Source organism: Pseudomonas sp. EZ-C24, assembly GCF_014525325.1.
GTDB classification, from domain to species: Bacteria; Pseudomonadota; Gammaproteobacteria; order Pseudomonadales; family Pseudomonadaceae; genus Aquipseudomonas; species Aquipseudomonas shirazensis.
The window spans coordinates 129,299-153,165 of sequence record NZ_JACDIU010000030.1; the positions used below are offsets into that span (position 1 = coordinate 129,299).

General features: G+C 62.5%; 18 protein-coding genes and 1 pseudogene. 4 read left to right on the forward strand and 15 right to left on the reverse strand.

Translation table 11 applies throughout. The annotated features are described in order from the left end of the window. Positions 1-79: 79 nt before the first annotated feature. From IDM28_RS21010 to glyA, 4 genes are read right to left on the reverse strand one after another with little or no spacing between them, the layout of a single operon-like run. Entirely contained in the window at positions 80-3,094 is a 3,015-nt protein-coding gene (locus IDM28_RS21010) for a sarcosine oxidase subunit alpha (protein ID WP_188036803.1), read from the reverse strand. After that, positions 3,091-3,426 carry a sarcosine oxidase subunit delta gene (locus tag IDM28_RS21015; protein ID WP_101322467.1) on the reverse strand — a complete coding sequence of 112 codons (336 nt, stop codon included), beginning with the start codon at positions 3,424-3,426 and terminating at the stop codon, positions 3,091-3,093. Before IDM28_RS21015 ends, IDM28_RS21010 begins: the two co-directional genes overlap by 4 nt. Before the next feature lie 15 nt (positions 3,427-3,441). Then, on the reverse strand, positions 3,442-4,692 hold the full coding sequence (locus IDM28_RS21020) for a sarcosine oxidase subunit beta family protein (RefSeq protein ID WP_101322468.1): 1,251 nt from the start codon (positions 4,690-4,692) through the stop codon (positions 3,442-3,444). Positions 4,693-4,707: 15 nt separating this feature from the next. Further along, positions 4,708-5,961: a serine hydroxymethyltransferase gene (gene glyA / locus IDM28_RS21025; RefSeq protein WP_188036804.1), complete on the reverse strand. Its 1,254-nt coding sequence runs from the start codon at positions 5,959-5,961 to the stop codon at positions 4,708-4,710. 293 nt (positions 5,962-6,254) lie between these two features. Here glyA and IDM28_RS21030 point away from each other — a divergent pair, with 293 nt between their 5' ends. Next, positions 6,255-7,304, forward strand: coding sequence for a low specificity L-threonine aldolase (locus IDM28_RS21030; RefSeq protein WP_188036805.1), 1,050 nt, complete (start codon positions 6,255-6,257; stop codon positions 7,302-7,304). 155 nt (positions 7,305-7,459) lie between these two features. Here IDM28_RS21030 and IDM28_RS24300 read toward each other — a convergent pair whose 3' ends face one another. The 4 genes and pseudogenes from IDM28_RS24300 to IDM28_RS21045 form a co-directional block, all read right to left on the reverse strand. Next, the gene (locus tag IDM28_RS24300) at positions 7,460-8,197 is read right to left on the reverse strand and encodes a methyl-accepting chemotaxis protein (RefSeq protein WP_371918947.1); all 738 of its coding nucleotides are present in this window, start codon (positions 8,195-8,197) and stop codon (positions 7,460-7,462) included. Positions 8,198-8,323: 126 nt separating this feature from the next. After that, positions 8,324-9,397: pseudogene (locus tag IDM28_RS24305) on the reverse strand (cache domain-containing protein); the annotation flags it as partial. Positions 9,398-9,555: 158 nt separating this feature from the next. Next, complete coding sequence (locus tag IDM28_RS21040) at positions 9,556-9,858, reverse strand: cell division protein ZapA (protein WP_101322472.1); 303 nt, start codon at positions 9,856-9,858, stop codon at positions 9,556-9,558. Next, a complete protein-coding gene (locus IDM28_RS21045) occupies positions 9,855-10,085 on the reverse strand; it encodes a hypothetical protein (RefSeq protein ID WP_101322473.1) in 231 nt (76 codons plus the stop codon). The genes IDM28_RS21040 and IDM28_RS21045 overlap by 4 nt, the downstream gene beginning before the upstream one ends. Before the next feature lie 282 nt (positions 10,086-10,367). Here IDM28_RS21045 and IDM28_RS21050 point away from each other — a divergent pair, with 282 nt between their 5' ends. Further along, positions 10,368-11,993, forward strand: a complete 1,626-nt coding sequence (locus tag IDM28_RS21050; RefSeq protein ID WP_101322474.1) for a methyl-accepting chemotaxis protein — start codon at positions 10,368-10,370, stop codon at positions 11,991-11,993. A 30-nt stretch (positions 11,994-12,023) separates the two neighbouring features. Here IDM28_RS21050 and gbcB read toward each other — a convergent pair whose 3' ends face one another. After that, positions 12,024-13,124 (reverse strand): glycine-betaine demethylase subunit GbcB, encoded by a 1,101-nt coding sequence (gene gbcB, locus IDM28_RS21055; protein ID WP_188036806.1) that lies wholly within the window; start codon positions 13,122-13,124, stop codon positions 12,024-12,026. 293 nt (positions 13,125-13,417) lie between these two features. Here gbcB and gbcA point away from each other — a divergent pair, with 293 nt between their 5' ends. Continuing rightward, positions 13,418-14,710: a glycine-betaine demethylase subunit GbcA gene (gene gbcA, locus IDM28_RS21060; RefSeq protein WP_150572818.1), complete on the forward strand. Its 1,293-nt coding sequence runs from the start codon at positions 13,418-13,420 to the stop codon at positions 14,708-14,710. 686 nt (positions 14,711-15,396) lie between these two features. Here gbcA and IDM28_RS21065 read toward each other — a convergent pair. The 6 genes from IDM28_RS21065 to IDM28_RS21090 form a co-directional block, all read right to left on the reverse strand. After that, on the reverse strand, positions 15,397-16,167 hold the full coding sequence (locus IDM28_RS21065; protein WP_150572817.1) for an electron transfer flavoprotein subunit beta: 771 nt from the start codon (positions 16,165-16,167) through the stop codon (positions 15,397-15,399). Positions 16,168-16,177: 10 nt separating this feature from the next. Beyond that, entirely contained in the window at positions 16,178-17,410 is a 1,233-nt protein-coding gene (locus tag IDM28_RS21070; RefSeq protein WP_188036807.1) for an electron transfer flavoprotein subunit alpha/FixB family protein, read from the reverse strand. Continuing rightward, on the reverse strand, positions 17,410-19,362 hold the full coding sequence (gene dgcB, locus IDM28_RS21075) for a dimethylglycine demethylation protein DgcB (RefSeq protein WP_101322480.1): 1,953 nt from the start codon (positions 19,360-19,362) through the stop codon (positions 17,410-17,412). Before dgcB ends, IDM28_RS21070 begins: the two co-directional genes overlap by 1 nt. A gap of 202 nt (positions 19,363-19,564) precedes the next feature. Continuing rightward, entirely contained in the window at positions 19,565-21,625 is a 2,061-nt protein-coding gene (gene dgcA, locus IDM28_RS21080) for a dimethylglycine demethylation protein DgcA (RefSeq protein ID WP_101322481.1), read from the reverse strand. Between the two features lie 21 nt (positions 21,626-21,646). Beyond that, entirely contained in the window at positions 21,647-22,177 is a 531-nt protein-coding gene (locus IDM28_RS21085; protein WP_101322482.1) for a DUF5943 domain-containing protein, read from the reverse strand. A 75-nt stretch (positions 22,178-22,252) separates the two neighbouring features. Then, positions 22,253-23,230 carry a dipeptidase gene (locus tag IDM28_RS21090; RefSeq protein ID WP_086976918.1) on the reverse strand — a complete coding sequence of 326 codons (978 nt, stop codon included), beginning with the start codon at positions 23,228-23,230 and terminating at the stop codon, positions 22,253-22,255. 233 nt (positions 23,231-23,463) lie between these two features. On the opposite strand from IDM28_RS21090, the gene IDM28_RS21095 reads away from it, so the two are divergent. Further along, positions 23,464-23,865 (forward strand): lysozyme inhibitor LprI family protein, encoded by a 402-nt coding sequence (locus tag IDM28_RS21095; RefSeq protein ID WP_371411593.1) that lies wholly within the window; start codon positions 23,464-23,466, stop codon positions 23,863-23,865. The last annotated feature ends 2 nt before the right edge of the window (positions 23,866-23,867 follow it).

Genomic DNA, 23,867 nt, shown 5'->3' on the forward strand with positions numbered 1-23,867 from the left:
TTACCTGCCTTGAATTCTTGTGTTCAGGCGTGGCAGCGGCGCTCGGCCGCGGCCACGAGAGTTGAGCATCGGTCTGGCGTCAGACGTTCTGCCGCTCACCCTTCGGATCGAAGAACACCGAAGACACAATCTCTGCTTCGATCACGCTGCCATCGGCCTGCGGCGAATACACCCGCTCACCCATGCGCTTGAGACCACCCTTGACCACACCCATGGCGAACGAATAGCCGAGGGAGTTGGAGGCATAGCTGGAGGTGACGTGACCGACCATGTCCATCGGGATCGGCTGCTTCGGATCGAACACCAGCTGAGCGCCTTCCGGCAGCCACTGTTTAGGGTTGATCGGCTTGAGCCCGACCAGTTGCTTGCGGTCTTCGCGCAGGCAGTCTTCGCGGTTCATGCCACGCAGGCCGATCCACGAGTACGGCTTGTTGCGTCCGACACACCAGCTCATGTTGAGGTCGTCGGCGTTCATCGAGCCATCGGTATCCTGGCCAACGATGATGAAGCCCTTCTCGGCACGCAGCACGTGCATGGTCTCGGTGCCATACGGGGTCAGGTTGTACTGTTTGCCAGCCGCAACGATCTTCTCCAGCACACCCATGGCGTAGTTGGCCTGGACGTTGACTTCGTACGACAGCTCACCGGTGAACGAGATGCGGAACACCCGCGCCGGCACGCCGCCAACGGTGCCTTCCTTCCAGGTCATGAACGGGAAGGCGTCCTTGTCCAGGTCGATGTCGCTGATCTCGGCCAGCAGCTTGCGGCTGTTGGGGCCAGACAAGGTCATGGTTGCCCAGTGGTCGGTGACCGAGGTGAAGTACACCTTCAGTTCCGGCCATTCGGTCTGCAGGTACAGCTCCATCCAGCCCAGCACGCGCGCTGCGCCGCCGGTCGTGGTGGTCATGATGAAGTGGTTGTCGCCAACGCAGGCGGTCACGCCGTCGTCGAAGACCATGCCGTCTTCCTTGCACATCAGGCCATAACGGGCCTTGCCCACATCGAGCTTGGTCCAGGCGTTGGTGTAGATACGGTTGAGGAACTCACGCGCATCCGGGCCTTGAATGTCGATCTTGCCCAGGGTCGAGGCGTCCAGCAGGCCGACGCTGTCGCGCACGGCCTTGCACTCACGCTCAACGGCAGCGTGGATGTCTTCACCGGGTTTTGGGAAGTACCATGGGCGTTTCCACTGGCCGACATCCTCGAACTCGGCGCCGTTTTTAACGTGCCAGGAATGCAGCGCGGTGAAGCGTACCGGCTCGAACAGGTGACCACAGTGACGACCCGCTACCGCACCGAAGGTAACCGGCGTGTAGTTGGGGCGGAACATGGTGGTGCCCATCTGCGCAATGCTGATCCCCAGCGAACGGGCGGCGATGGCCAGGCCGTTGATGTTGCCCAGCTTGCCCTGGTCGGTACCAAAGCCCAGCGCGGTGTAGCGCTTGACGTGTTCGACCGACTCGAAGCCTTCACGGGTCGCCAGCTCGATGCCGGCAGCGGTGACGTCGTTCTGCTGGTCAACGAACTGCTTCGGCCCGCGAGTGCCTTTGTCGTGCGGCACCTGGAACAAGGCCAGGGTAGGCTCCTCGGTGCGCTGGACAGCTTTGGGCAGGGTACCGACCACGGCCTTGAAGCCGGCCTCGGTAGCGGCGCGCACGCCACCTTCGAAACCATCGGCCAGAACATCACCGAGCGGGTAGACGCCATTCATGCCGCCAACACAGACGCGTTTTTGCGGCGCATCACCCGGGACAAAACCGAGGATGTCTTCACGCCATACCGGACGCCCGCCAAGGTGCGAGGCCAGGTGGACGATCGGGCTGTAGCCGCCGGAGGTCGCGATCAGGTCGCAGGCCAGGGTTTCGCCAGGGCTGGTCACGGTGAACGCCTGGGCGTCGATGGCGGCAACCCGCGCACCGGTCACATGCTTGCTGCCAGTCGCTTCAACCACAGCGCTGGAGGTGAGGATGCGAATGCCCTTGGCGCGTGCTTCTTCCACCAGCGAACCGCGTGGGTTGTGGCGTGCATCGGCGATCGTGACCACTTGCAGGCCGGCATCGTGCCAGTCCAGCGCAACGCGATAGGCGTGGTCGTTGTTGGTCGACAGCACCAGCTTGCGCCCAGGCGCCACGCCGTAGCGACGCACGTAGGTAGACACGGCACCGGCGAGCATGTTGCCCGGCACATCGTTGTTGCCGTACACCAGCGGACGCTCGTGGGCGCCAGCCGCCAGCACAACTTGCTTGGCACGCACGCGGTGGACGCGATGACGCACCTGGCCAATCGGCGCGCGGTCACCGAGGTGGTCGGTCAGGCGCTCGTGGATGGTCAGGAAGTTATGGTCGTGGTAGCCGTTGACGGTAGCGCGTGGCAGTACCAGCACTTCGGCCATGCCTTGCAGCTCGGCCACGGTAGCCGCGACCCAGTCGGTGGCAGGCTTGCCATCGAGAGTCTCACGGCTGTCGAGCAGGCTGCCGCCGAACTCTTCCTGCTCATCGGCGATGATCACCCGCGCACCGCTGCGGCCAGCGGCCAGCGCTGCGGCCAGGCCGGCAGGGCCAGCACCGACGATCAACACGTCGCAGTGGTGGTTCATGTAGTCGTAGCTGTCCGGGTCGTTCTGCAGCGGCGCGCGACCGAGGCCGGCGGCTTTGCGGATGTACTTCTCGTAAGTCATCCAGAACGATTTCGGGTACATGAAGGTTTTATAGTAGAAGCCCGGCGGCATCATGCTGCCACCGACCTTGCCGAGGATGCCCATCACGTCGTTGTTGACGTTCGGCCAGCCGTTGGTGCTGGTCGCGACCAGGCCGGCATACAGCGGCTGCTGAGTGGCGCGCACGTTGGGGATCTGGGTGGCTTCGCTGGAACCGATCTGCAGGATCGCATTCGGCTCTTCGGTGCCGGCTGCAATGATCCCGCGAGGCCGCGAATACTTGAAGCTGCGGCCGACGACGTCGACGCCGTTGGCGAGCAACGCGGCAGCCAGGCTGTCACCTTCGTAACCCTGATAGGTCTTGCCGTTGAAGCTGAAATTGAGGACTTTGCCGCGGTTGACACGGCCGCCGCTGGCAAGGCGATAACTCTGGCTCATACTTTTTCCCCCAGGCCTTTGACGGTCGACGGCGCGGCGCTAGCCTTGCTGGCGGCAGTGATCTGCGGCTTCTCGCCGATCTTGTAGGTTTCCAGAATTTCGTAAGTCACGGTGTCGCGGGTGACGTTGAAATACTGACGGCAACCGGCGACGTGATCCCACAGTTCGTGGTGAATGCCACGCGGGTTATCGCGGAAGAACATGTAGGTACCCCACTCCTCGTCGGAGCAAGCCGCCGGATCGAGCGGGCGGGCAATATGGGCCTGGCCTGAGGCGTGAAACTCTTCTTCGGAGCGCAGCTCGCCGCAGTGGGGACAGAAAATATGCAACATGACGATTGTCTCCGATTAGTGGGCGACGGCCGCAGCGCCGTGTTCATCGATCAGCGCACCGTTGTAGAAGCGGTCGATGGAGAATGGCGCAGCCAGTGGGTGCATTTCGCCTTTGGCCAGGCTTGCGGCAAACACGTTGCCTGAGCCTGGGGTGGCCTTGAAGCCGCCGGTGCCCCAACCGCAGTTGAAGAACAGGTTCTTCACCGGGGTCTTGGAGATGATCGGGCAGGCGTCCGGGCAGGTGTCGACGATGCCGCCCCATTGGCGGTTCATGCGTACCCGCGAGAGAATCGGAAACATCTCGACGATCGCCTGCAGGGTGTGCTCGATCACCGGGTAAGAACCGCGCTGGCCGTAGCCGACCCAGCTGTCGATACCGGCGCCGATGACCAGGTCGCCTTTGTCCGACTGGCTGATGTAGCCGTGTACCGCGTTGGACATGATCACGCTGTCGATGATCGGCTTGATCGGCTCCGAGACCAACGCTTGCAGCGGGTGCGACTCGAGCGGCAGGCGAAAGCCCGCCAGGCGCGCCATGTGCCCGGAGTTACCGGCAGTGACCACGCCGACGCGCTTGGCGCCGATGAAGCCCTTGTTGGTCTCGACACCGATCACCGCGCCGTTTTCCTTGCGGAAACCGGTCACTTCGGTCTGTTGAATCAGGTCGACGCCGAGGGCGTCGGCAGCGCGGGCAAAGCCCCACGCCACGGCATCGTGACGGGCCACACCACCACGGCGCTGAACGGTTGCGCCGAGGATCGGGTAGCGGGTGTTCTTCGAGCAGTCCAGGTACGGGATCTCGGCCGCGACCTGGTCGGTATTGAGCAGCTCGCCGTCGACGCCGTTGAGGCGGTTGGCGCTGACTCGACGCTCCGAATCACGGATGTCCTGCAGGGTGTGGCAGAGGTTGTAGACGCCGCGCTGGGAGAACATCACATTGTAGTTGATGTCCTGCGACAGGCCTTCCCACAGTTTCATGGCGTGCTCGTAGAGCTTGGCCGACTCGTCCCACAGGTAGTTGGAGCGCACGATGGTGGTGTTGCGCGCGGTGTTGCCGCCGCCCAGCCAGCCTTTTTCGACCACGGCAACGTTGGTGATGCCGTGCACCTTGGCCAGGTAGTAAGCCGTCGCCAGGCCATGCCCGCCGCCGCCTACAATCACCACGTCATAGACCTTTTTCGGGGTCGGCGTGCGCCACATGCGCTGCCAGTTTTCGTGGTGGCTGAGGGAGTGTTTGAAAAGGCCGAAGCCCGAATAGCGTTCCATTGTCTGTTACTCCACTCAGCGGTAAACCGGGAAGTCGGCGCACAGTGCGGCGACCTGCTTGGCAACGTCGGCTTCGACGTCGGCGTCGCCCAGGTTGTCGAGGACATCGCAGATCCAGCCGGCCAGTGCCACGCACTGAGCCACCTTGAAACCGCGGGTTGTGACCGCCGGGGTGCCGATGCGCAGGCCCGAGGTAACGAACGGCGACTGCGGGTCGTTGGGTACGGCGTTCTTGTTGACAGTGATGTGCGCGCGGCCCAGGGCTGCGTCAGCGTCCTTGCCGGTCAGGCCCTGACGGATCAGGCTGACCAGGAACAGGTGGTTGTCGGTACCGCCGGACACCACGTCATAACCGCGCTTGATGAACACTTCGGCCATGGCCTGGGCGTTGTCGATGACCTGCTGCTGGTACTGCTTGAAGCCAGGCTCCTGCGCTTCCTTGAAGCACACTGCCTTGCCGGCGATGACGTGCATCAGCGGGCCGCCCTGGGCGCCGGGGAATACCGCCGCATTGAGCTTTTTCTCGATGTCCGGGTTGGCCTTGGCCAGGATCAGGCCGCCACGTGGACCGCGCAGGGTCTTGTGAGTAGTGGTGGTGACCACGTCGGCATACGGCAGCGGGTTCGGGTACAGGCCAGCGGCAACCAGGCCAGCAACGTGGGCCATGTCGACGAACAGCAGCGCACCCACCTTGTCGGCAATAGCGCGGAAGCGCGGGAAGTCGAGGGTCTTGGAGTACGCGGAGAAACCAGCAACGATCATCTTCGGCTGATGCTCGACCGCCAGGCGCTCGACTTCGTCGTAGTCGATCAGGCCGGTGTCGGTGTCGATGCCGTATTGCACCGCGTTGTACAGCTTGCCCGAGGACGAGACCTTGGCGCCGTGGGTCAGGTGGCCACCATGGGCCAGGCTCATGCCCAGAATGGTGTCACCGGCTTGCAGCAAGGCCAGGTATACAGCGCTGTTGGCCGACGAACCGGAGTGCGGCTGGACGTTGGCGTAGTCGGCACCGAACAGTTGCTTGGCGCGTTCGATGGCCAGCGCCTCGACCTTGTCGACGTGCTCGCAACCGCCGTAGTAGCGCTTGCCCGGATAGCCTTCGGCGTATTTGTTGGTGAGGCCGCTGCCCTGGGCCTGCATCACGCGCTTGCTGGTGTAGTTTTCCGAAGCGATCAGCTCGATGTGATCTTCCTGACGTTGTTCTTCGGCATTCATCGCCGCCAGCAGCGCGTCGTCGTAACCCTGGATCTGGTCTTGCTTGCTGAACATCATGTGTCTCCCGGCAGCGATCATTTTTTGTCAGTAGGGTTCAGTGCCCCTTTGTGCCGATGGTATGACTGCGGCGGGTGGGTCAGATGCCTGCGCACGCCTTGCAATGGCGCGTTTACGACATTCGCCGCTGGGCTGTCGCGCGCGGGCATGCTTGCCAAAATCAGCCATCGGCCTGCGCCCGCGTGCTTGAGCCGCCGGCGGGCCGGGCAATTGCGCCGTGCACGGTTGTATAGGCAACCGGGTAAATGATCGTTTAGAGTGCATCTCTGCGTCGTTCACAGGACCGTGTCATGACAGATAACAGCCAGCAATTCGCCAGCGACAACTATTCCGGCATCTGCCCCGAAGCCTGGGCGGCGATGGCCAAGGCCAATCAGGGCCACGAGCGCGCCTACGGCGACGATCAGTGGACCGAGCGTGCGGCGGCGTACTTTCGCAAGATCTTCGAAACCGACTGCGAAGTGTTCTTCGCCTTCAACGGCACCGCAGCCAACTCGTTGGCCCTGGCCTCCTTGTGCCAGAGCTACCACAGCGTGATCTGCTCGGAGACCGCCCACGTCGAGACTGACGAATGCGGCGCTCCGGAGTTTTTCTCGAACGGCTCCAAGCTGCTCACCGCGCCCAGCGTCAACGGCAAGCTGACGCCTGAGTCGATCCGCGAAGTGGCGCTCAAACGCCAGGACATCCACTATCCGAAACCACGCGTGGTGACCCTCACCCAGGCCACCGAAGTCGGCACCGTGTACCGCCCCGACGAGCTCAAGGCGATCAGCGCCACCTGCAAGGAGCTGGGCCTCAACCTGCATATGGATGGCGCGCGCTTCACCAATGCCTGCTCGTTCCTCGGCTGCTCGCCGGCCGAGCTGACCTGGAAGGCCGGCGTCGATGTGCTGTGCTTTGGCGGCACCAAGAACGGCATGGCCGTGGGCGAGGCGATCCTGTTCTTCAACCGCGAGCTGGCCGAAGACTTCGACTACCGCTGCAAGCAGGCCGGCCAGCTGGCATCGAAGATGCGCTTCCTCTCCGCGCCTTGGGTGGGGCTGCTGGAAGACGGCGCCTGGCTACGCCACGGCAACCACGCCAACCGCTGCGCGCAGTTGCTGGCCTCGCTGGTCAGCGACCTGCCTCAGGTGAAGCTGATGTTCCCGGTGGAAGCCAACGGGGTGTTTCTGCAAATGCCGGAGCCGGCGCTCGAGGCGCTGCGCAACAAGGGCTGGCGCTTCTACACCTTCATTGGCAGCGGCGGCGCACGCTTCATGTGCTCGTGGGACACCGAACTCACGCGCGTGCGTGAGCTGGCGGCGGATATCCGCGCCGTCGTGGCAGTCACCCCTCTGTAGAGCCATCCCTGTAGGAGCGGCCTTGTGTCGCGAAAGGGTCGCGTAGCGGCCCCAGATTCTCAGCTTCGCCGCCACTATCGCCGGGCCAGCTTCGCTGGCCTTTCGCGACACAAGGCCGCTCCTACAGGCTCGCGGCAACCCCCGGCGACTGCCCTTTACAGCCTGAAACCACCCATCTGCCGCGCCAGGTCATCGGCCAAGCGGCGCAGTGCCTGGCATTCCTCGCGACAGCCAAGCACCTCGGCGGCGGTCTGCCGGGCCAGGTCGGAAATCCCCTGCACGTTGCGATTGATCTCTTCAGTCACCGCTGACTGCTGCTCGGTCGCGGTGGCCACCTGCTGATTCATGTCACTGATGCGCTCGACCTGATCGGTGATCGCCCCCAGCGAGGCGCCGGTGCGCTGGCTTGCTTCAACGCCGCTACCGGTGGCCAGCTGGCCTGCCTGCATTGACGTCACAGCCACGCCGGCGCCCTGCTTGAGGCGCTGAATCATCTGCTGCACCTGATCGGTAGACAGCTGCGTGCGCCGGGCCAGGGTGCGCACTTCATCGGCGACCACGGCAAAGCCACGGCCCATTTCACCGGCGCGGGCCGCCTCGATGGCCGCATTGAGGGCGAGCAGGTTGGTCTGCTCGGAAACGCTGCGAATCACCGCCAGTACCTCATCGATCGAGGCCACTTCCTGCGCCAACTGGCCCACCGCCTCGGCGGCCCGGCTGATTTCACCGGACATGCCATGGATACCCTGTACCGACTGCTGCACCTGCTGGCGCGCCTGCACCGCTTCGTCACGCGCCGACTGCGAGGCGTACGCCGCATGTCCTGCGTTTTGCGCAACGTCCTGCACAGTCAGGCCCATCTGGTGCACGGCGGTGGCGACCATCTCGGTCATCTGTTGCTGACGTTCCGAGCGGTCGGCGGTGTTGCCGACTACCTGCGTCACCTGTTCGACCGAACGGTGCAGGCGCTCGGTAGTGCTCAGCACCTCGGCGATCAGCGCCCTCTGGCTGTCGAGAAAGCGGTTGAAGCCGCGAGCCAGGTCACCCAGTTCATCCTCGCGGGAATCATCCAGGCGATGGCTCAGGTCGCCAGCGCCGCCACCAATCTGCACCAGCGCCGTGGTCACCTGACGGATCGGGCGCACCAACCCGCGCGCCAGCAGCACCACCAGCAGCAACGAGAGCAAGGCTACTGCCCCACCAATCAAGCTGGTCAACCACACCGCCTGGCGCATCTGCGCGTAGATCTGCGCCTGCGGCACTTCGGCCACCAGCGTCCAGTTGAGATCACGCAGCGGCAGGCTCAGGGCCAGATACTGCTCACCGTCACGTTCGAACTGGCTACGCTGCAGGCCTGCGCCCTGCCCCAGTAACCGCTTGGCGGCGTCGCCACCGACCTGTTCGGCGAGCGTGCGTTTGGCGCTGTATTGGTTGTCCGGGTGGACCTGGATCAGGCCGTCGTTGCGCACCAGCATGACCCTGCCCTGCTCGCCAAAGCTGAAGTCGTGGATCAGCTTGGACAACTCGGTCAGGCGCAAGCCCATGCCGGCGATGCCGACCAGTTGCCCGGCCTTTTCGATGCGGTAGTCGATGAACAGCGCCACCTCGCCGGTGGCGCCATCCACGTCGATATTGATCAGCCGCTCGGCACCACTGTCGATGTAGCCATAGAACCACTGGTCCTTGGGGTTCTGCCGGCCAAGGGTGCGATCCAGGCCTTTCTCGTTGTAGTAGTGGCCGCTCGCAGTGGCGGCGAACAACGCGGTAAACGCATGGTTGCGCTGCTTGGCAGCGTCCAGGTATTCGATGAAGCGCGCCGCCTCGGCGGGATTCTCACCGGCAGCGAGCCAGTCACGCAGCAGGGTATTGCCGGCAATATCGGCGGCCGCCACCAGCGGCTGGCTAAGCATGCGCTCGATATCGTTGCGAATGGCCTCGATGCTGGCCGGCAGAGCGGTGTCGAGCAAATAGCGCTCGGTCAGGCGATTGACCGCCACGGTATAGATCGCAACCACCACCAGGATGCTCACCAACAGGGCCGTGCCCATGCCTGCGATCAACTGCAACTGGATACTTCGCCGCCAGATACGCATACGTTTTCCTCCCCCAGGATTCTTGTTTTTGGGGATTGTATACACTTACGTATCCATTCAATCCAGCAATCATCGACAAACGCTAACGCAAAACGGGGAACAGCCACGCGTCACCGCATGGCTGCCCCCCGCTCGAATTTTGCCTGTTGGCTGGTGCTTTACTGCTCGCCGATGGTGCGTGCGATGGCATCTACCGTGGCATCGATCTGCGCCTGGGTGCGGGCGAGCGTCACTTGATGCTCTTTTTGCAGTTCGATCTGCCGCGAGCACAGATTCAGCGCCGCCAGCACCAGCAGCTTGTCACCGATCAGGGTCGGGTACTGGCGCTTGGTTTCGTTGAGGGCGGTGTTGAGCATCCGCACAGCCTGCGAGAGGGTCTCTTCCTGGCCTTCAGGGGCCTTGATCGAATAGTCGATACCCAGAATCGACACGACATTGATCGGCTGCGCTTGCAGTTTCATCCGTTGACGACACCTGCGCTGGCGCGCTCAACCAGCGCCTGGATACGCGCAGCAGTGGCGCCGTGTTTCTCTTCCTGTTCCATCAGCGACAGCTGCAGGCTGTCGTTGTCTTCCTTGGCCTGGGCCAGTTCCTGGGCGATGGCAGCGTTCTGCTCGCTCAGCTGGGTGTTTTTCTGCATCAGGTCGTTGACCAGCTGCTCGAGTTGATTCAGGGAAGTTTCCAACATGGGGTATGTCTATCTCGGGTTGTTGCAGAGGGCGCACACGATAAAGAAAAGCACGCGCCCCCGCCATTAAATATCGGGTCAAAAGGCTTCAGCCAGGCCAGATTGACAGGGGATCGGCCACCTTGTTCCGGCCTGGGTCAACCGCCGGTCAGGATTTGTCGCGGCCAACTCGGGCTTTTGCTCATCGAACTCAAGACTGGCCGGTCATGACCGATAGCCATACAGGTCTTATCTCGACGCAAGGATTGCGCGCCACCTTACCTTGCCCGGATTGTCCAAATCATGTCCCTACGCAATATGAATATCGCCCCGCGCGCCTTGCTCGGGTTTGCCTTGATCGGCGCATTGATGCTCGGCCTTGGCGTGTTTTCGCTGGTCCAGATGGGCAAGATTCGCCAGGCGGGTGTCGCCATCGAAAGCATCAACGTGCCGAGCATCAAAACCCTCGATGAACTGACCGCGTTGAGCCTGCGCTTGCGTACGCTGTCCTATCGTCTGCTGGTCAATCGTGACCCGGCCGCTCAGCAAGACACCCTGCGCCTGCTGGACGAGCGCAACGCGCAAATCGACAAGGCCCAGAGCCGTTACCAGACGTTTATCGTCGACGTCGAAGAACAAGCCGCGTTCGATCAGTACGGCCAGTTGCTGACCCAGTACCGCCAGCTGGAAACCCGCATGCGCAACCTGAGCCAGGCCAACCGCATCGAGGAACTGGCCGACCTGCTCAACCGCGACCTGCTGACCAACTCCGAGCAGATCAACAAGGTCATGAACACCCTGCTGGAAATGAACACCGAGCAGGCGCGCAACGCTAACGCCACCGCCGCCAATCAGTACAGCACGGCGTTCACCCTGGTGATCGGTCTGCTCATCGCCGCCACCGTGCTGACCCTGATCTGCGCATTGCTGCTGACCCGCAGCATCGTCAAGCCGATCGAAGAAGCCTTGCAGGCAGCTGAACAGGTAGCCGACGGCGACCTCACCCACACCATTCGCGCCGAAGGCAGCGACGAAGCAGCGCGCCTGCAGCGAGCCATGGCCCGCATGCAGGAAAAGCTGCGCGACACCCTGCACCTGATCGCCGGCTCCTCTACCCAGCTGGCCTCGGCGGCCGAAGAGCTCAACAGCGTGACCGACGAGAGCGCGCGCGGCCTGCAGCAGCAGAACGCCGAAATCGAACAGGCCGCCACTGCCGTTACCGAGATGACCAGCGCGGTCGAAGAAGTGGCGCGCAATGCCGTCAGCACCTCGGAGGCTTCGGCTGAAGCCAGCCGTTCCACCAGCGATGGCCGTGACCTGGTACTGGAAACCGTCAGCGCCATCGAGCGCATGAGCGGTGACGTGCAGGGTACTGCCAAGCTGATCACTCACCTGGCCGAACAGTCGCGTGATATCGGCAAGGTACTCGACGTGATTCGCGGCCTGGCCGATCAGACCAACCTGCTCGCCCTCAACGCCGCCATCGAGGCAGCGCGGGCCGGTGAGGCCGGGCGTGGTTTTGCCGTGGTGGCTGACGAAGTGCGTGCACTGGCGCATCGCACCCAGCAGTCGACCAGCGAGATCGAGCGCATGATCGGCACCATCCAGGGCGGCACCGGCCAGGCGGTCGAGTCGATGCGCACCAGCACCGAACGCGCCGAATCGACCCTGAACATCGCCCGCGGCGCGGGCCTGGCGCTGGACACCATCGCCACGGCCGTAGCACACATCAACGAGCGTAACCTGGTCATCGCCAGTGCGGCCGAAGAGCAGGCTCAGGTCGCCCGCGAAGTCGACCGTAATCTGGTCAACATCAACGACCTGTCGGTGCAAAGCGCCACCGGGGCACACCAGACCAGCGCGGCGAGTGCCGAGCTGTCGCGCCTGGCAGTTGACCTCAGCAGCCTGGTTGCACGCTTCCGCGTCTGACCCAGGCTGCAGCGCTCAAGCGGCCTCGGCTTAGTACTCGATACGAACGTCGCCGCGCGGCACGCTGCAGCAGGAGAGGATGTAGCCCTCGGCTTCATCCTCTTCGGTGATGCCGCCGTTGTGCTCCATGTCCACTTCGCCGCCCAGCTTGAGCACCTTGCAGGTGCCGCAGATGCCCATGCCGCAGGCTTTCGGGATCATCAGGCCAACCTTGGCCGCCGCCGCATGCACGGTCTCGCCCGGGGCCACGCGGATGCTCTTCTCGCTGCCGACGAACTCCACCAGGTTCAGATCGGACAGATCCACTTCCGGAGCATCGGCTGCCTGTTCGGCGTGCTCGACAGCGTCGGCCTTGGCCTCCGCCGGGGTCGCGCCAAACGACTCCTCGTGGTAGTTCTTCATGTCGAAGCCGACCGCGTCGAGCATACGCTTGACCGCGCTCATGTACGGCGTAGGCCCGCAGCAGAACACCACGCGCTCCATGTAATCCGGGGCGATCAGCTCCATCAGGCGCTGGTTCAGATACCCCCGATAACCTGCCCACGGCTCGCCCAGCCCGTGCTTCTCACAAATGATGTGCAGGCTGAAGTTGGGAATGCGCGAGGCCATCTGTTCCAGCTCGCGGTGGTAGATGATGTCCTTCGGTGAACGCGCGCTGTGGACGAACACCATGTCGACATTGGCGTTGGTGTCATAGAACCAGCGCGCCATCGACATCACCGGGGTGATACCGACGCCACCGCTAAGGTAGAGCACCTTCGGTGCCGGGAAATCGATTGCGTTGAACAAGCCGACCGGGCCGTGTACCGGCAGTTCGGCGCCTTCGTGCATGGTGTCGTGCAGGTAGTTGGAAACATGCCCACCCGGTACCCGCTTGACCGTGATCGAGAAGCTGTACGGCACCGACGGCGAACTGGAGATGGTGTACGAGCGCATCACCTGCTTGCCTTCGATTTCAAGCTCCAGGGTGACGAACTGGCCGGGCTTGAAGAAGAACATGATCGGCTGGTCGGCCATGAAGCAGAAGGTGCGCACATCCCAGGTTTCCTGGATGACCTTGACGCAGCGCACGATGTGGCGGCCGTTGGCCCAGGTCTGGGTGCTGACCGGGTTGAGGAATGTTTCGGACATGTTGTTCTCCAACGGCCGACTACCGGCCTTTTATGGCTCCGATAATGCTCAAGGCCGTGGCCCGGCACATTCCCATCAGCGACATCGGCGTGCTTATCGCGACCAGCCCCGCACGACAAGGGCTGGCGCGTCGGAATTCGATTCGGCCATGTCGCCCATGGATACGGCTCAAGGCGCCCTTGATCGCACACTCCACGGCAAATAGACCTGATGTTTTCTGCACCTGCCTTGCGGCACTAAAACAACGATTAGCCACCTTTCGCCGGCCTTTATCGGCCTTGAGGATTACAACGATGGACGTCACCGCAACCCTGAGCCTGGGCGATCCACTGGAAGCTGCACGCAAGGCCACCGCCGAGATGCTGCAGACCCGCGAGCGCACCTACTCGCTGCCCCAGCCGTTCTACACTGACGAGCGTCTGTTTCAGATCGACATGCAGGAAATTTTCCAGAAGGAATGGCTGATCGCGGGCATGACCTGCGAGATCCCGACCAAGGGCAACTTCCTCACCCTGCAAGTCGGCAAAAACCCGATCATTGTCATCCGCGGCGCCGAAGGCAAGGTGCATGCGTTCCACAACGTCTGCCGCCACCGCGGTTCGCGGCTGTGCACCAGCGAGAAGGGCAAGGTCGCCAAGCTGGTCTGCCATTACCACCAGTGGACCTACGAGCTGGACGGTCGTCTGCTGTTTGCCGGCACCGAAATGGGCGATGACTTCGACATGAAGGAGTACGGCCTCAAGCCGGTCAACGTCAAGGTCGCTGGTGGCTACATCTTCATCAGCCTGGCGCAGAACCCGCCGGCTATCGACGAGTTCCTGGCTACGCTCGACCACTACATGGAACCGTACGACATGGAGAACACCAAGGTGGCGGTGCAAACCACCTTGATGGAGAAAGCCAACTGGAAGCTGGTACTGGAGAACAACCGCGAGTGCTACCACTGCTCCGGTTCGCACCCAGAGCTGCTCAAGACCCTGCTCGAGTGGGACGACACCAACGACCCGCGTGCCGATCAGTCGTTCAAGGACCACGTCGCCGCCTGCGCTACGGCCTGGGAAGCGGAAAAGATCCCTTACCTGCACAAGAGCCACGGCCTGCGTAACCGCATCGTGCGCATGCCGCTGCTCAAGGGCACCGTGTCGATGACCATGGACGGCAAGCAGGCGAGCAAGAAGCTCATGGGCCGCATCCAGAACCCTGACCTGGGCTCGATGCGCATCCTGCACCTGCCGCACTCCTGGAACCACTGCATGGGCGATCACATGATTGTCTTCACGGTGTGGCCGATCAGTGCTCAGGAGACCCTGGTCAGCACCAAGTGGCTGGTCCACAAGGACGCTGTTGAAGGCGTTGATTACGACCCAGAGCAGATGCGCAAAGTGTGGGACGCGACCAACGACCAGGACCGCCGTCTGGCTGAAGAGAACCAGCGCGGGATCAACTCCACTGCTTATCAGCCTGGGCCGTACTCCAAGACTTACGAGTTTGGTGTGGTCAACTTCATCGACTGGTACAGCCAGCGCGTGCTGGAAAACCTCGGGGCGGAACCTGCGCCTTATCTGAAAGAAGTCGTTACGCAGTAATAGACCTGCCGGGCATGCCTATGGTGTGCCCGGCAAGTTGTCCACAGGTACCCGGCAGCATCCTCAAACCTCGCTCCACTCCCCTCCTGATCAATTATTGATCAATTCCATGCAGGCCTTTAGATACGTGGCTTGCAGCTGATGCCGAACATGTTGTCCACAGAAGCGCCAACAGACTTTGTGAACAACGTTCGCTACGCATGTGGATAAGCTATCGAGAGCCCTGAATCTCAGGCATCTGAGCATCTTGTGAAGAAGATTGATCGAATTTTGATCAATTCTCTGTAAGCCACGGAATACGTGGCCTAGCGAGTTAGCCGAACAGTTTATCCACAGGCCGGCTAACAGCGATTGTGGGCAACTTCAAAGCTTGAACACGCAAAAAAGCCATGAAAATCCATGGCTTAGCCTGATCAATTATTGTACAGCTGGCTGTACGCCGCGAACTCAAAGGGCTGCAGGCATTAGCGAACACTTTATCCACAGCCTGGCTAACAGCAAATGTGCGTAACACCACTGCCCCCTGTAGGAGCGGCCTTGTGTCGCGAAAGGCCCGCAGAGCGGGCCCAAAGATGTCAGCGGTGAAGTTGAAATGCAGGGCCGCTTCGCAGCCCTTTCGCGACACAAGGCCGCTCCTACAGGGACCGCGCGCCACCGCCGTACCCGCATGAGTCGGGAGGCCGCTACTAGCGCAGCACTCCTTCCTCTACCAGCAGCTTGAGGATGGCCTCGGCGCCTTCCTGGGGGGAAACATCTTTCAGCACTTTGCCGCCACCACCGCTGGCCTTGGCTGTTGCAGCCTTCATCCGATCCGCGCCGCTCTTGGCCTTGATCACCTTGAGCCGCTTGGGCCGTGGTCGGGCCGGTTGCAGCTCGGCATCCGCCAGCAGCTCATCTTCGACAATCGCCACATCACGCGCTGCCAGCACGCCACGCCGCGCAGGTCCGAACGCGCTCTGGCGTGGCTTGGGCGCTGCGTTATCCACAGTGGCCAGCAACGGCAAGCGCACTTTCAACCGGCGCCGCTGACCACGCGGCAGCGCCTGCAATACCTGGGCGGTGCCATTCTCGATCGACTCGACCTCGGCCAGCCCGACAATCAATGGCCAACCCAGCTTCTCGGCGAGCAAGAACGGCAACATGCCGGAACCCTCGCCGGTCTCGGCCTGGCTGCCGGTCAACACCAACTGGGCGCCAGCATCACGTAGATAGTCGCCAAGCACCTCGAGCACATCAGCCCCTTCCGGTTGCTCAAGTACATCCAGATGATCCAGGCCCATGCCCAGATAAGCACGCAGCGCCTCCTGGCGGTGATCGCCAGCATGCACCACCTGCAAGTTATCCCCAGCCAGCTGCAATCCCAGCTCGACCGCACGGGCATCCTGCTCGGCCCGGCGACTACGGCCAGAGCCGGGATGAGCACCAATGGAAACCAGGCTAATGACCTTTGTACTCATGTTGGAACCCTTATGCCGCGTCGCGCTGGCCGCCGCTGCGGTAGTTATCCACAGCTTCGATCAGAGCCTGAAGAATCGCCGCGCTGTCGCCAATCACTGACAGGTCGGCCCGTTTGATCATGTCGCAGCCAGGGTCCATGTTCACCGCCACCACCTTGTCACAGGCACCAATGCCCTGCAGGTGCTGGATCGCGCCTGAGATGCCGACCGCGACGTACACCCGTGCGGTAACCCAGGTACCGGTGGCACCCACCTGGCGCGTACGCGGCATGAAGCCGTCGTCGACTGCCACCCGCGAGGCACCTTCGGTGGCGCCCAATGCAGCGGTGGCACGGTGGAACAGCTCCCAGTCCTTGACGCCGTTACCGCCAGAGACGATGAATTCCGACTCGGCCATGGCAATGGCGGCCGGGTCGACCGCCACCGAGCCAAGATCCTCGATGCGCGACAAGCTGCGCGCAACGCTTGTGGACAACTCGACCGGCAGCGCCTCATGGCGGGTTTCACTGACCGGCTCGGCGCACTCGGCAGCGGCCAGAATCAGCCGTGCCATGCCCCGTTGCAGGTCTTGTTGGCCCGCGCCAGCACGGCCGATGCACTGGCCATCCTTGATCTGCCAGACCCGCGTCGCCGGGCGTTCACCCAGTGATGCAGCAAAGCGCCGGCCAAGCTCACCGCCACCGGTGCGGCTGTCGGGCAGCAGCCAGTGTTGCGGGGCAAACTGGTTATCCACAGCGCGCAGGCCCTGCACCAGTTGCTCCGGTGCATAACCCTGGAATGCCTCGCCTTCGATTACCAGCAGGCGATCGACACCGGCGGCGCCGAAGTTGCTTTCCTTGTGCTCGCCAAAAACAATCGCCAGCACAGCGCCATCCTTGCCGGCCAGGCTGTGGGCCAGGCCGAGCAAGTCGCGGTCGTGAGGGCCAAGGCGGCCGCCGACCATGTCCGGGACCACGGCGATGTAGAACGCAGGATCTGCCACCTGATGTAGCGGCAACTGCACTTCAGCTGCAGCCGTACGCCGGCCCCCGGTAGCGGTGCCTTGCTGGACACCGCTGCGGTCCAGACGTTTGAGGCCGCTGGCCGCAATGAAGCCTGCGGCAATTGCGTGAGGATTCTTGCGGATGATGCCATTGGGCCCCATCCAGCTGGTTTGCTGGGTCTGCATCGCTGCGTGCAGCGGATGCAGACGGTTACGGGCGATCCACTCGGCGCGTGGGTCGCGGCGGATGATGTCGCTCATCAATGCACCTCCGCAGGTTCACGTTTGGCTGCTGCAGCTTTCGCAGTAGCTGGAGCATCGGCTTCAATCAGCACATCGGCGACCAACTCGGCGAGGTCCTTGATCAGTGGCCGTGGTTCAACCACGCCTTCAAGCATCGCGGTGCACTGTGGGCAACCCACGGCGACCACTTCGGCCTCGGTTTCGCGGATGTCGTCCATGCGCATATCGGGGATCCGTTGCTTGCCCGGGATGTCGGTGATCGGCGCACCGCCACCGCCGCCGCAGCAGCGTGAACGGAAGCCCGAGCGCTGCATCTCGCGCACTTCGATGCCCAGCGCCTTGAGCACTTCGCGCGGCGCCTCGTACTCGCCGTTGTAGCGGCCCAGGTAGCACGGGTCGTGATAGGTCACGCTGGAACCTTTGTGCTGGCCGAGGTTGAGCTTGTTGGCGGCGATCAGCTCGGCGATATAAGTGCTGTGATGCAGCACCTGATAGTCACCACCGAGCGCGCCGTATTCATTCTTCAGCACATGGAAGCTGTGCGGGTCGCAGGTGACGATGCGCTTGAAGCGGTACTGCGCCAGGGTCTGGATATTGCGTTTGGCCAGTTGCTGGAAGGTAGCTTCATCGCCCAGGCGACGGGCAACGTCGCCGCTGTCGCGTTCTTCCAGGCCGAGCACGGCAAAGTCCACGCCTGCCGCCTTCAGCACTTTGACGAAGGCACGCAGGGTGCGCTGGTTGCGCATGTCGAAGGCACCATCACCGACCCAGAACAGCACCTCGGTGGTTTTCACCTCGCTGAGCAGCTGCAGGTTGAGGTCGGCGGCCCAGTTCATTCGCCCACCCGGGTTGAAGCCGCCCGGGTTGTCGGTGGCGATCAGGTTGTCGAGCACCTCGGCGCCCTTGTTCGGCGTGGCGCCGCGTTCCAAAGTCAGGTGACGGCGCATGTCGACGATGGCATCGACGTGCTCGATCATCATCGGGCATTCCTCGACGCAGGCACGGCAGGTGGTGCAGGACCACAGCGTGTCGGCATCGACCAGGCCATTGACGATCGGCTGATGCGGATGGCCGCCATGCTCGCCCAGCGGCTTGCCCGGATACGGGCTGCCGGCGAACTTGGCGTCGGTGCCACCGGCCAGGCCGATGACCATGTCCTGGATCAGCTTCTTCGGGTTCAGTGGCTGACCGGCGGCGAACGCCGGGCACATCGCCTCACACTTGCCGCACTGCACGCAGGCGTCAAAACCGAGCAGCTGGTTCCAGGTGAAATCGGCAGGCTTTTCCACACCGAGCAGCGCGTTCGGGTCTTCCAGATCGATTGGCTTGAGCCCGGTCGAGCGGCCACCGCCAAAGCGTTCGGCGCGGCGGTGCCAGGCCAGGTGCAGGGCACCGGCGAAGGCGTGCTTCATCGGCCCGCCCCAGGTCATGCCGAAGAACAGCTCGGACACGCCCCACAACACGCCAAGACCCAGTACAGCGACCATCACCCAGCCGCCAGTATTGGCGGGCAGGATGCCGGCCACCGGCAGCGTCGCAATGAAGAAGCTCGCCGCGAATACCAACAGGCTTTTCGGCAGGCGCATCCACGGCCCTTTGGACAGCCGCGCAGGCGGATTGAGGCGCCGCTTGAAGACGAACAGTGCGCCGGTGAACATGATCACGGTGGCGACCAGCAGGGCGTAGCCAAGGATCTTGTTCTGCAGGCCAAAGCCATGCACCAGAATCGCCAGCGCTGCCGACAACACAAAGCCGCCTGCAGTGGCGACGTGGGTGTTGGACATGTACTTGTCGCGCTCGACCACATGGTGCAGATCCACCAGGTAGCGCCGCGGCATGGCCAGCAGGCCGCCGAGCAGGTTGACCTTGGACGGCCGGCCACGGCGCCACATGCGCACCCGGCGCAACGCGCCGAGCACTGCCAGGCCAAGGGCCGCGAACAGCAGAATGGGTAAAAGGGTGTTTAACATGGGAGGCTCCCACAACAGCTGAAATCGTGCGCCGCGCTCAAGCAAGCGCGGCGCGGACCCCTGTACGAGCGGCCTTGCGTCGCGAAAGGGCTGCAACGCAGCCCCAGGATCTATGTAGCGTCACAAGATCGCCGGGGCCGCTTCGCGACCCTTTCGCGACACAAGGCCGCTCCTACAGGAGGGCCAGTTCATGTGCGATCGATCAGAAGTCCTTGCACAGGCGCAAGGCGTCGTAGATCGCCGCGTGCACGTTGCGCTGGGCCACGCAGTCACCAATGCGATAGAGCAAGTAGCCTTCGCCCGGCTGGCTGAGGATCGGCTGTGGCTTGATGGCAAACAGCGCCTCCACATCGATCTGGCCCTTGTTGCGCGACCCCTCTTTGAGCCCGTAGTACAGCTCTTCGTCAGGACGCACACCGTTCTCGATCACCACCTGGTCAACCACCCGCTCTTCCTTGGCCCCGGTGTATTCGTTTTCCAGCACCGCGATCAGCTTGTCGCCTTCGCGGTAGACCTTTTCCAGCATCAGGTCGCCGGTCATGATCACTTCTTTCGGGTACATGCTGCGGTAGTAGGTCGGGAAGGTGGTGCCGCCCATGGCCACGCCTGGCTTGATGTCATCGGTGACGATCTCGACCTGGCTGCCCTTGTCGGCAATGAAGTCCGCGGTCGACATACCGGTGAATTCGCAGATGGTGTCGTACACCAGCACATTCTTGCCCGGCGCAACCTTGCCATCGAGCACGTCCCAACTGCTGACCACCAGGCCTTCGGCAGCGCCCCAATGCTCGTTCTGCTCGACGAACGGATGGCCGCCGACCGCCAGCACGATCACGTCCGGGCGCAGGTCCTGGATGGTCGCGATGTCAGCCGCAGTGCCCAGGCGCAGGTCGATCTTCAAGCGGGCGAATTCGAGCTGGTACCAGCGGGTGATACCGGCAATCTGGTCGCGTTGCGGAGCCTTGGCAGCAATGGTGATCTGCCCGCCCATCTGCTCTTTCTTCTCGAACACGGTGACGTCGTGGCCACGCTCGGCGGCAACCCGCGCCGCTTCCATGCCGGCAGGGCCGGCACCGACCACCACCACCTTGCGTTTGACGCCGGTAGTCTTCTCGATGATGTGCGGCACGCCCATGTATTCACGGGAGGTCGCGGCGTTCTGGATGCACAGCACATCCAGCCCTTGATACTGGCGGTCGATGCAGTAGTTGGCACCGACGCATTGTTTGATCTGGTCGATCTGGCCCATCTTGATCTTGGCGATCAGGTGCGGGTCAGCCATGTGCGCCCGAGTCATGCCGACCATGTCGACATAGCCGCCCTCGAGGATGCGCTGCGCCTGGTTCGGGTCCTTGATGTTCTGCGCGTGCAGTACCGGGACCTTGACCACTTCCTTGATGCCGGCTGCCAGGTGCAGGAACGGCTCGGGCGGGAAGCTCATGTTGGGGATAACGTTGGCCAGGGTGTTGTGGGTGTCGCAGCCCGAACCGATCACACCGAAGAAATCGAGCATGCCGGTCGCATCGTAATACGCGGCGATCTGCTTCATGTCTTCGTGGCTGAGGCCATCGGGGTGGAACTCGTCACCACAGATGCGCATGCCCACGCAGAAATCGTCGCCAACCTCGGCGCGCACGGCCTTGAGCACTTCCATGCCGAACTTCATCCGGCCTTCGAAGCTGCCGCCCCATTCGTCGGTACGCTTGTTGACCCGCGGGCTCCAGAACTGGTCGATCATGTGCTGGTGCACCGCCGACAGTTCGACGCCATCCAGGCCACCTTCCTTGGCCCGGCGCGCAGCTTGCGCATAGTTGCCGATCACCCGCCAGATCTCTTCCGGCTCGATGGTCTTGCAGGTCGCACGGTGCACTGGCTCACGCACGCCCGACGGCGACATCAGGGTTGGCCAGTTGAAACCGTCCCAGCGTGAGCGACGGCCCATGTGGGTAATCTGAATCATGATCTTGGCGCCGTGCTTGTGCATGGCGTCGGCAAGGTTCTGGAAGTGCGGGATGATCCGGTCGGTCGACAGGTTGACCGAAGCCCACCATTCCTGCGGGCTGTCGATGGCAACCACCGACGAGCCACCACAGATGGCCAGGCCGATACCGCCCTTGGCCTTCTCTTCGTAGTATTTGACGTAACGGTCGGTGGTCATGCCGCCGTCGGTGGCATACACCTCGGCGTGAGCAGTACTCAGCACGCGGTTACGGATGGTCAGTTTGCCGATCTGGATCGGCTGGAACATTGCTTCGAAGGCCATGACGCTATCTCCGGCTCAGGCTTACAACGGCTTTGTAACGAACAGGCCATCTTCGTGGCCCTCTTCCGACCCGCCGTAGACCTGCTCTGCCACGGTGCGCAGCGAGCTGCCACGGGCGGCGAGAATCTGGTCCATGGCGCCGGCAAACCAGCCGGTGAACATGTAGTCGACCTTGCGGCCAACCTTGCCGTACACATAGACGAATGCCGAGTGCTTGAGCCTGACGCTGCAGGTGCCCTTGTCGAGGTCGATGGCTTCGATTTCAAACAGGCCCCAGCCGCGCTGGGACAGGCGCTTCATGTAGTGTTCGAACACCGCCACGCCTTCCAGGCCATGACATTCGGCTTCTTTTTCACACCAGTGCCAGGCTGACTTGTAGCCGGCCTTGTAGAGGATCTCGGCATAGGCGTCGGCGCCCAGTACTTCTTCGATACCCATGTGGTTGTTGACGAAGAAATGGCGTGGCACATACAGCATCGGCAGCGCGTCGGAAGTCCAGACACCGGTCTCGCTGTCGACTTCGATTGGCAATTGCGGGGCGATCTTGGCCATGGAAACTTAACTCCAGAAATTTTTGAGAGATGGCCCAGACTGTTTTGGCCTGGGCAGAGCGGTTTGGAGTGCGGCTTACTCGCCCCACACATCCTTGAGCACGTTGACCCAGTTCTCGCCCATGATCTTGCGCACCACGCGTTCGCTGTGGCCGCGCTTGAGCAGGGTTTCGGTGAGGTTGGGGAACTCGCCTACAGTGCGGATGCCAAGCGGGTTGATGATCTTGCCGAAGTTGGTCAGACGGCGGGCGTAGCCCTTGTCGTGGGTCAGGTATTCGAAGAACTCCTGGCCGTGACCCTGGGTAAAGTCGGTGCCGATGCCGATGGAATCTTCACCGACGATGTTCATGGTGTATTCGATCGCCTCGGCGTAATCGTCGATGGTCGAATCGATGCCCTTGGCCAGGAACGGCGCAAACATGGTCACGCCAACGAAGCCGCCGTGGTCGGCGATGAACTTGAGTTCGGCATCGGACTTGTTGCGCGGGTGTTCTTTCAGGCCCGACGGCAGGCAGTGCGAGTAGCACACCGGCTTCTTCGATTCGAGGATGACTTCTTCGGAGGTTTTCGAGCCGACATGGGACAGGTCGCACATGATCCCGACGCGGTTCATCTCGGCGACGATTTCGCGACCGAAACCAGACAGGCCGCCATCACGCTCGTAGCAACCGGTGCCGACCAGGTTCTGGGTGTTGTAGCACATCTGCACGATGCCGACGCCGAGCTGCTTGAACACATCGACGTAGGCGATCTGGTCCTCGAAGGCGTGGGCGTTCTGGAAGCCGAAGAGGATGCCGGTCTTGCCCAGCTCCTTGGCCTTGCGGATGTCGGCGGTGGTGCGTACCGGCATCACCAGGTCGCTGTTGTCGCGGATCAGCTTCTGGCTGGCGGCGATCTGGTCGACGGTGGCCTTGAACCCTTCCCACACCGACACTGTGCAGTTGGCTGCGGTCAGGCCGCCTTTACGCATGTCCTCGAACAGCTCGCGGTTCCACTTGGCGATGATCAGGCCATCGATGACGATGCTGTCGGCGTGTAATTCGGCTGGGCTCATCAGGCTGTCCCCTTTTTGATATAGGTTGCGCCGAATCAGGTGTCGGCGTTTAGGGCCAGCATATGCCTGCGCGAACGACGAGCCGGATGCAAAAACGACAAGGGCCATACCGAAAGCGTCAAAGCCCTCCTCGCGACAGTTGGCTTCATGACAAATGTCGCTCAAGCCTGTTCAAGGGGGCAGCGCTGAGCGAGAATTGCCCGACTTTTTCATGGGAAGTGAACATGCTGCGGATCAATTCATTGATAGGCCTGACTTTATTGTTGAGCGCGCCGTTCGCGTTCGCCGCCGACGATGAGTCCACCCCATGCGACAACGTCGACAGCGATGCCCAGGGCTACGCCTGCGCCGCCTACAACAAGCAGACCGCCGAGCGTGAGCTGCAAGCGGCGTTCGATGACCTGATCCAGCGGATTCGCGACCAGTATCCGGATGAGGGCGACAAGGTGCAGAGCCTGTCCGAGCGTTTCCGCGCTGCGCAGACCCTGTGGACGCAACTGCGCGATGCCGACTGCAAGGTCGAGACCGCCGCTGAAAAACCCGGCAGCAAGGCCTTCGAAGCCGCCTGGAACACCTGCGTGGCGCAGCGCAGCGATGATCGCTCCGAATACCTGCAGTCGATCGGCCAGCAATGATC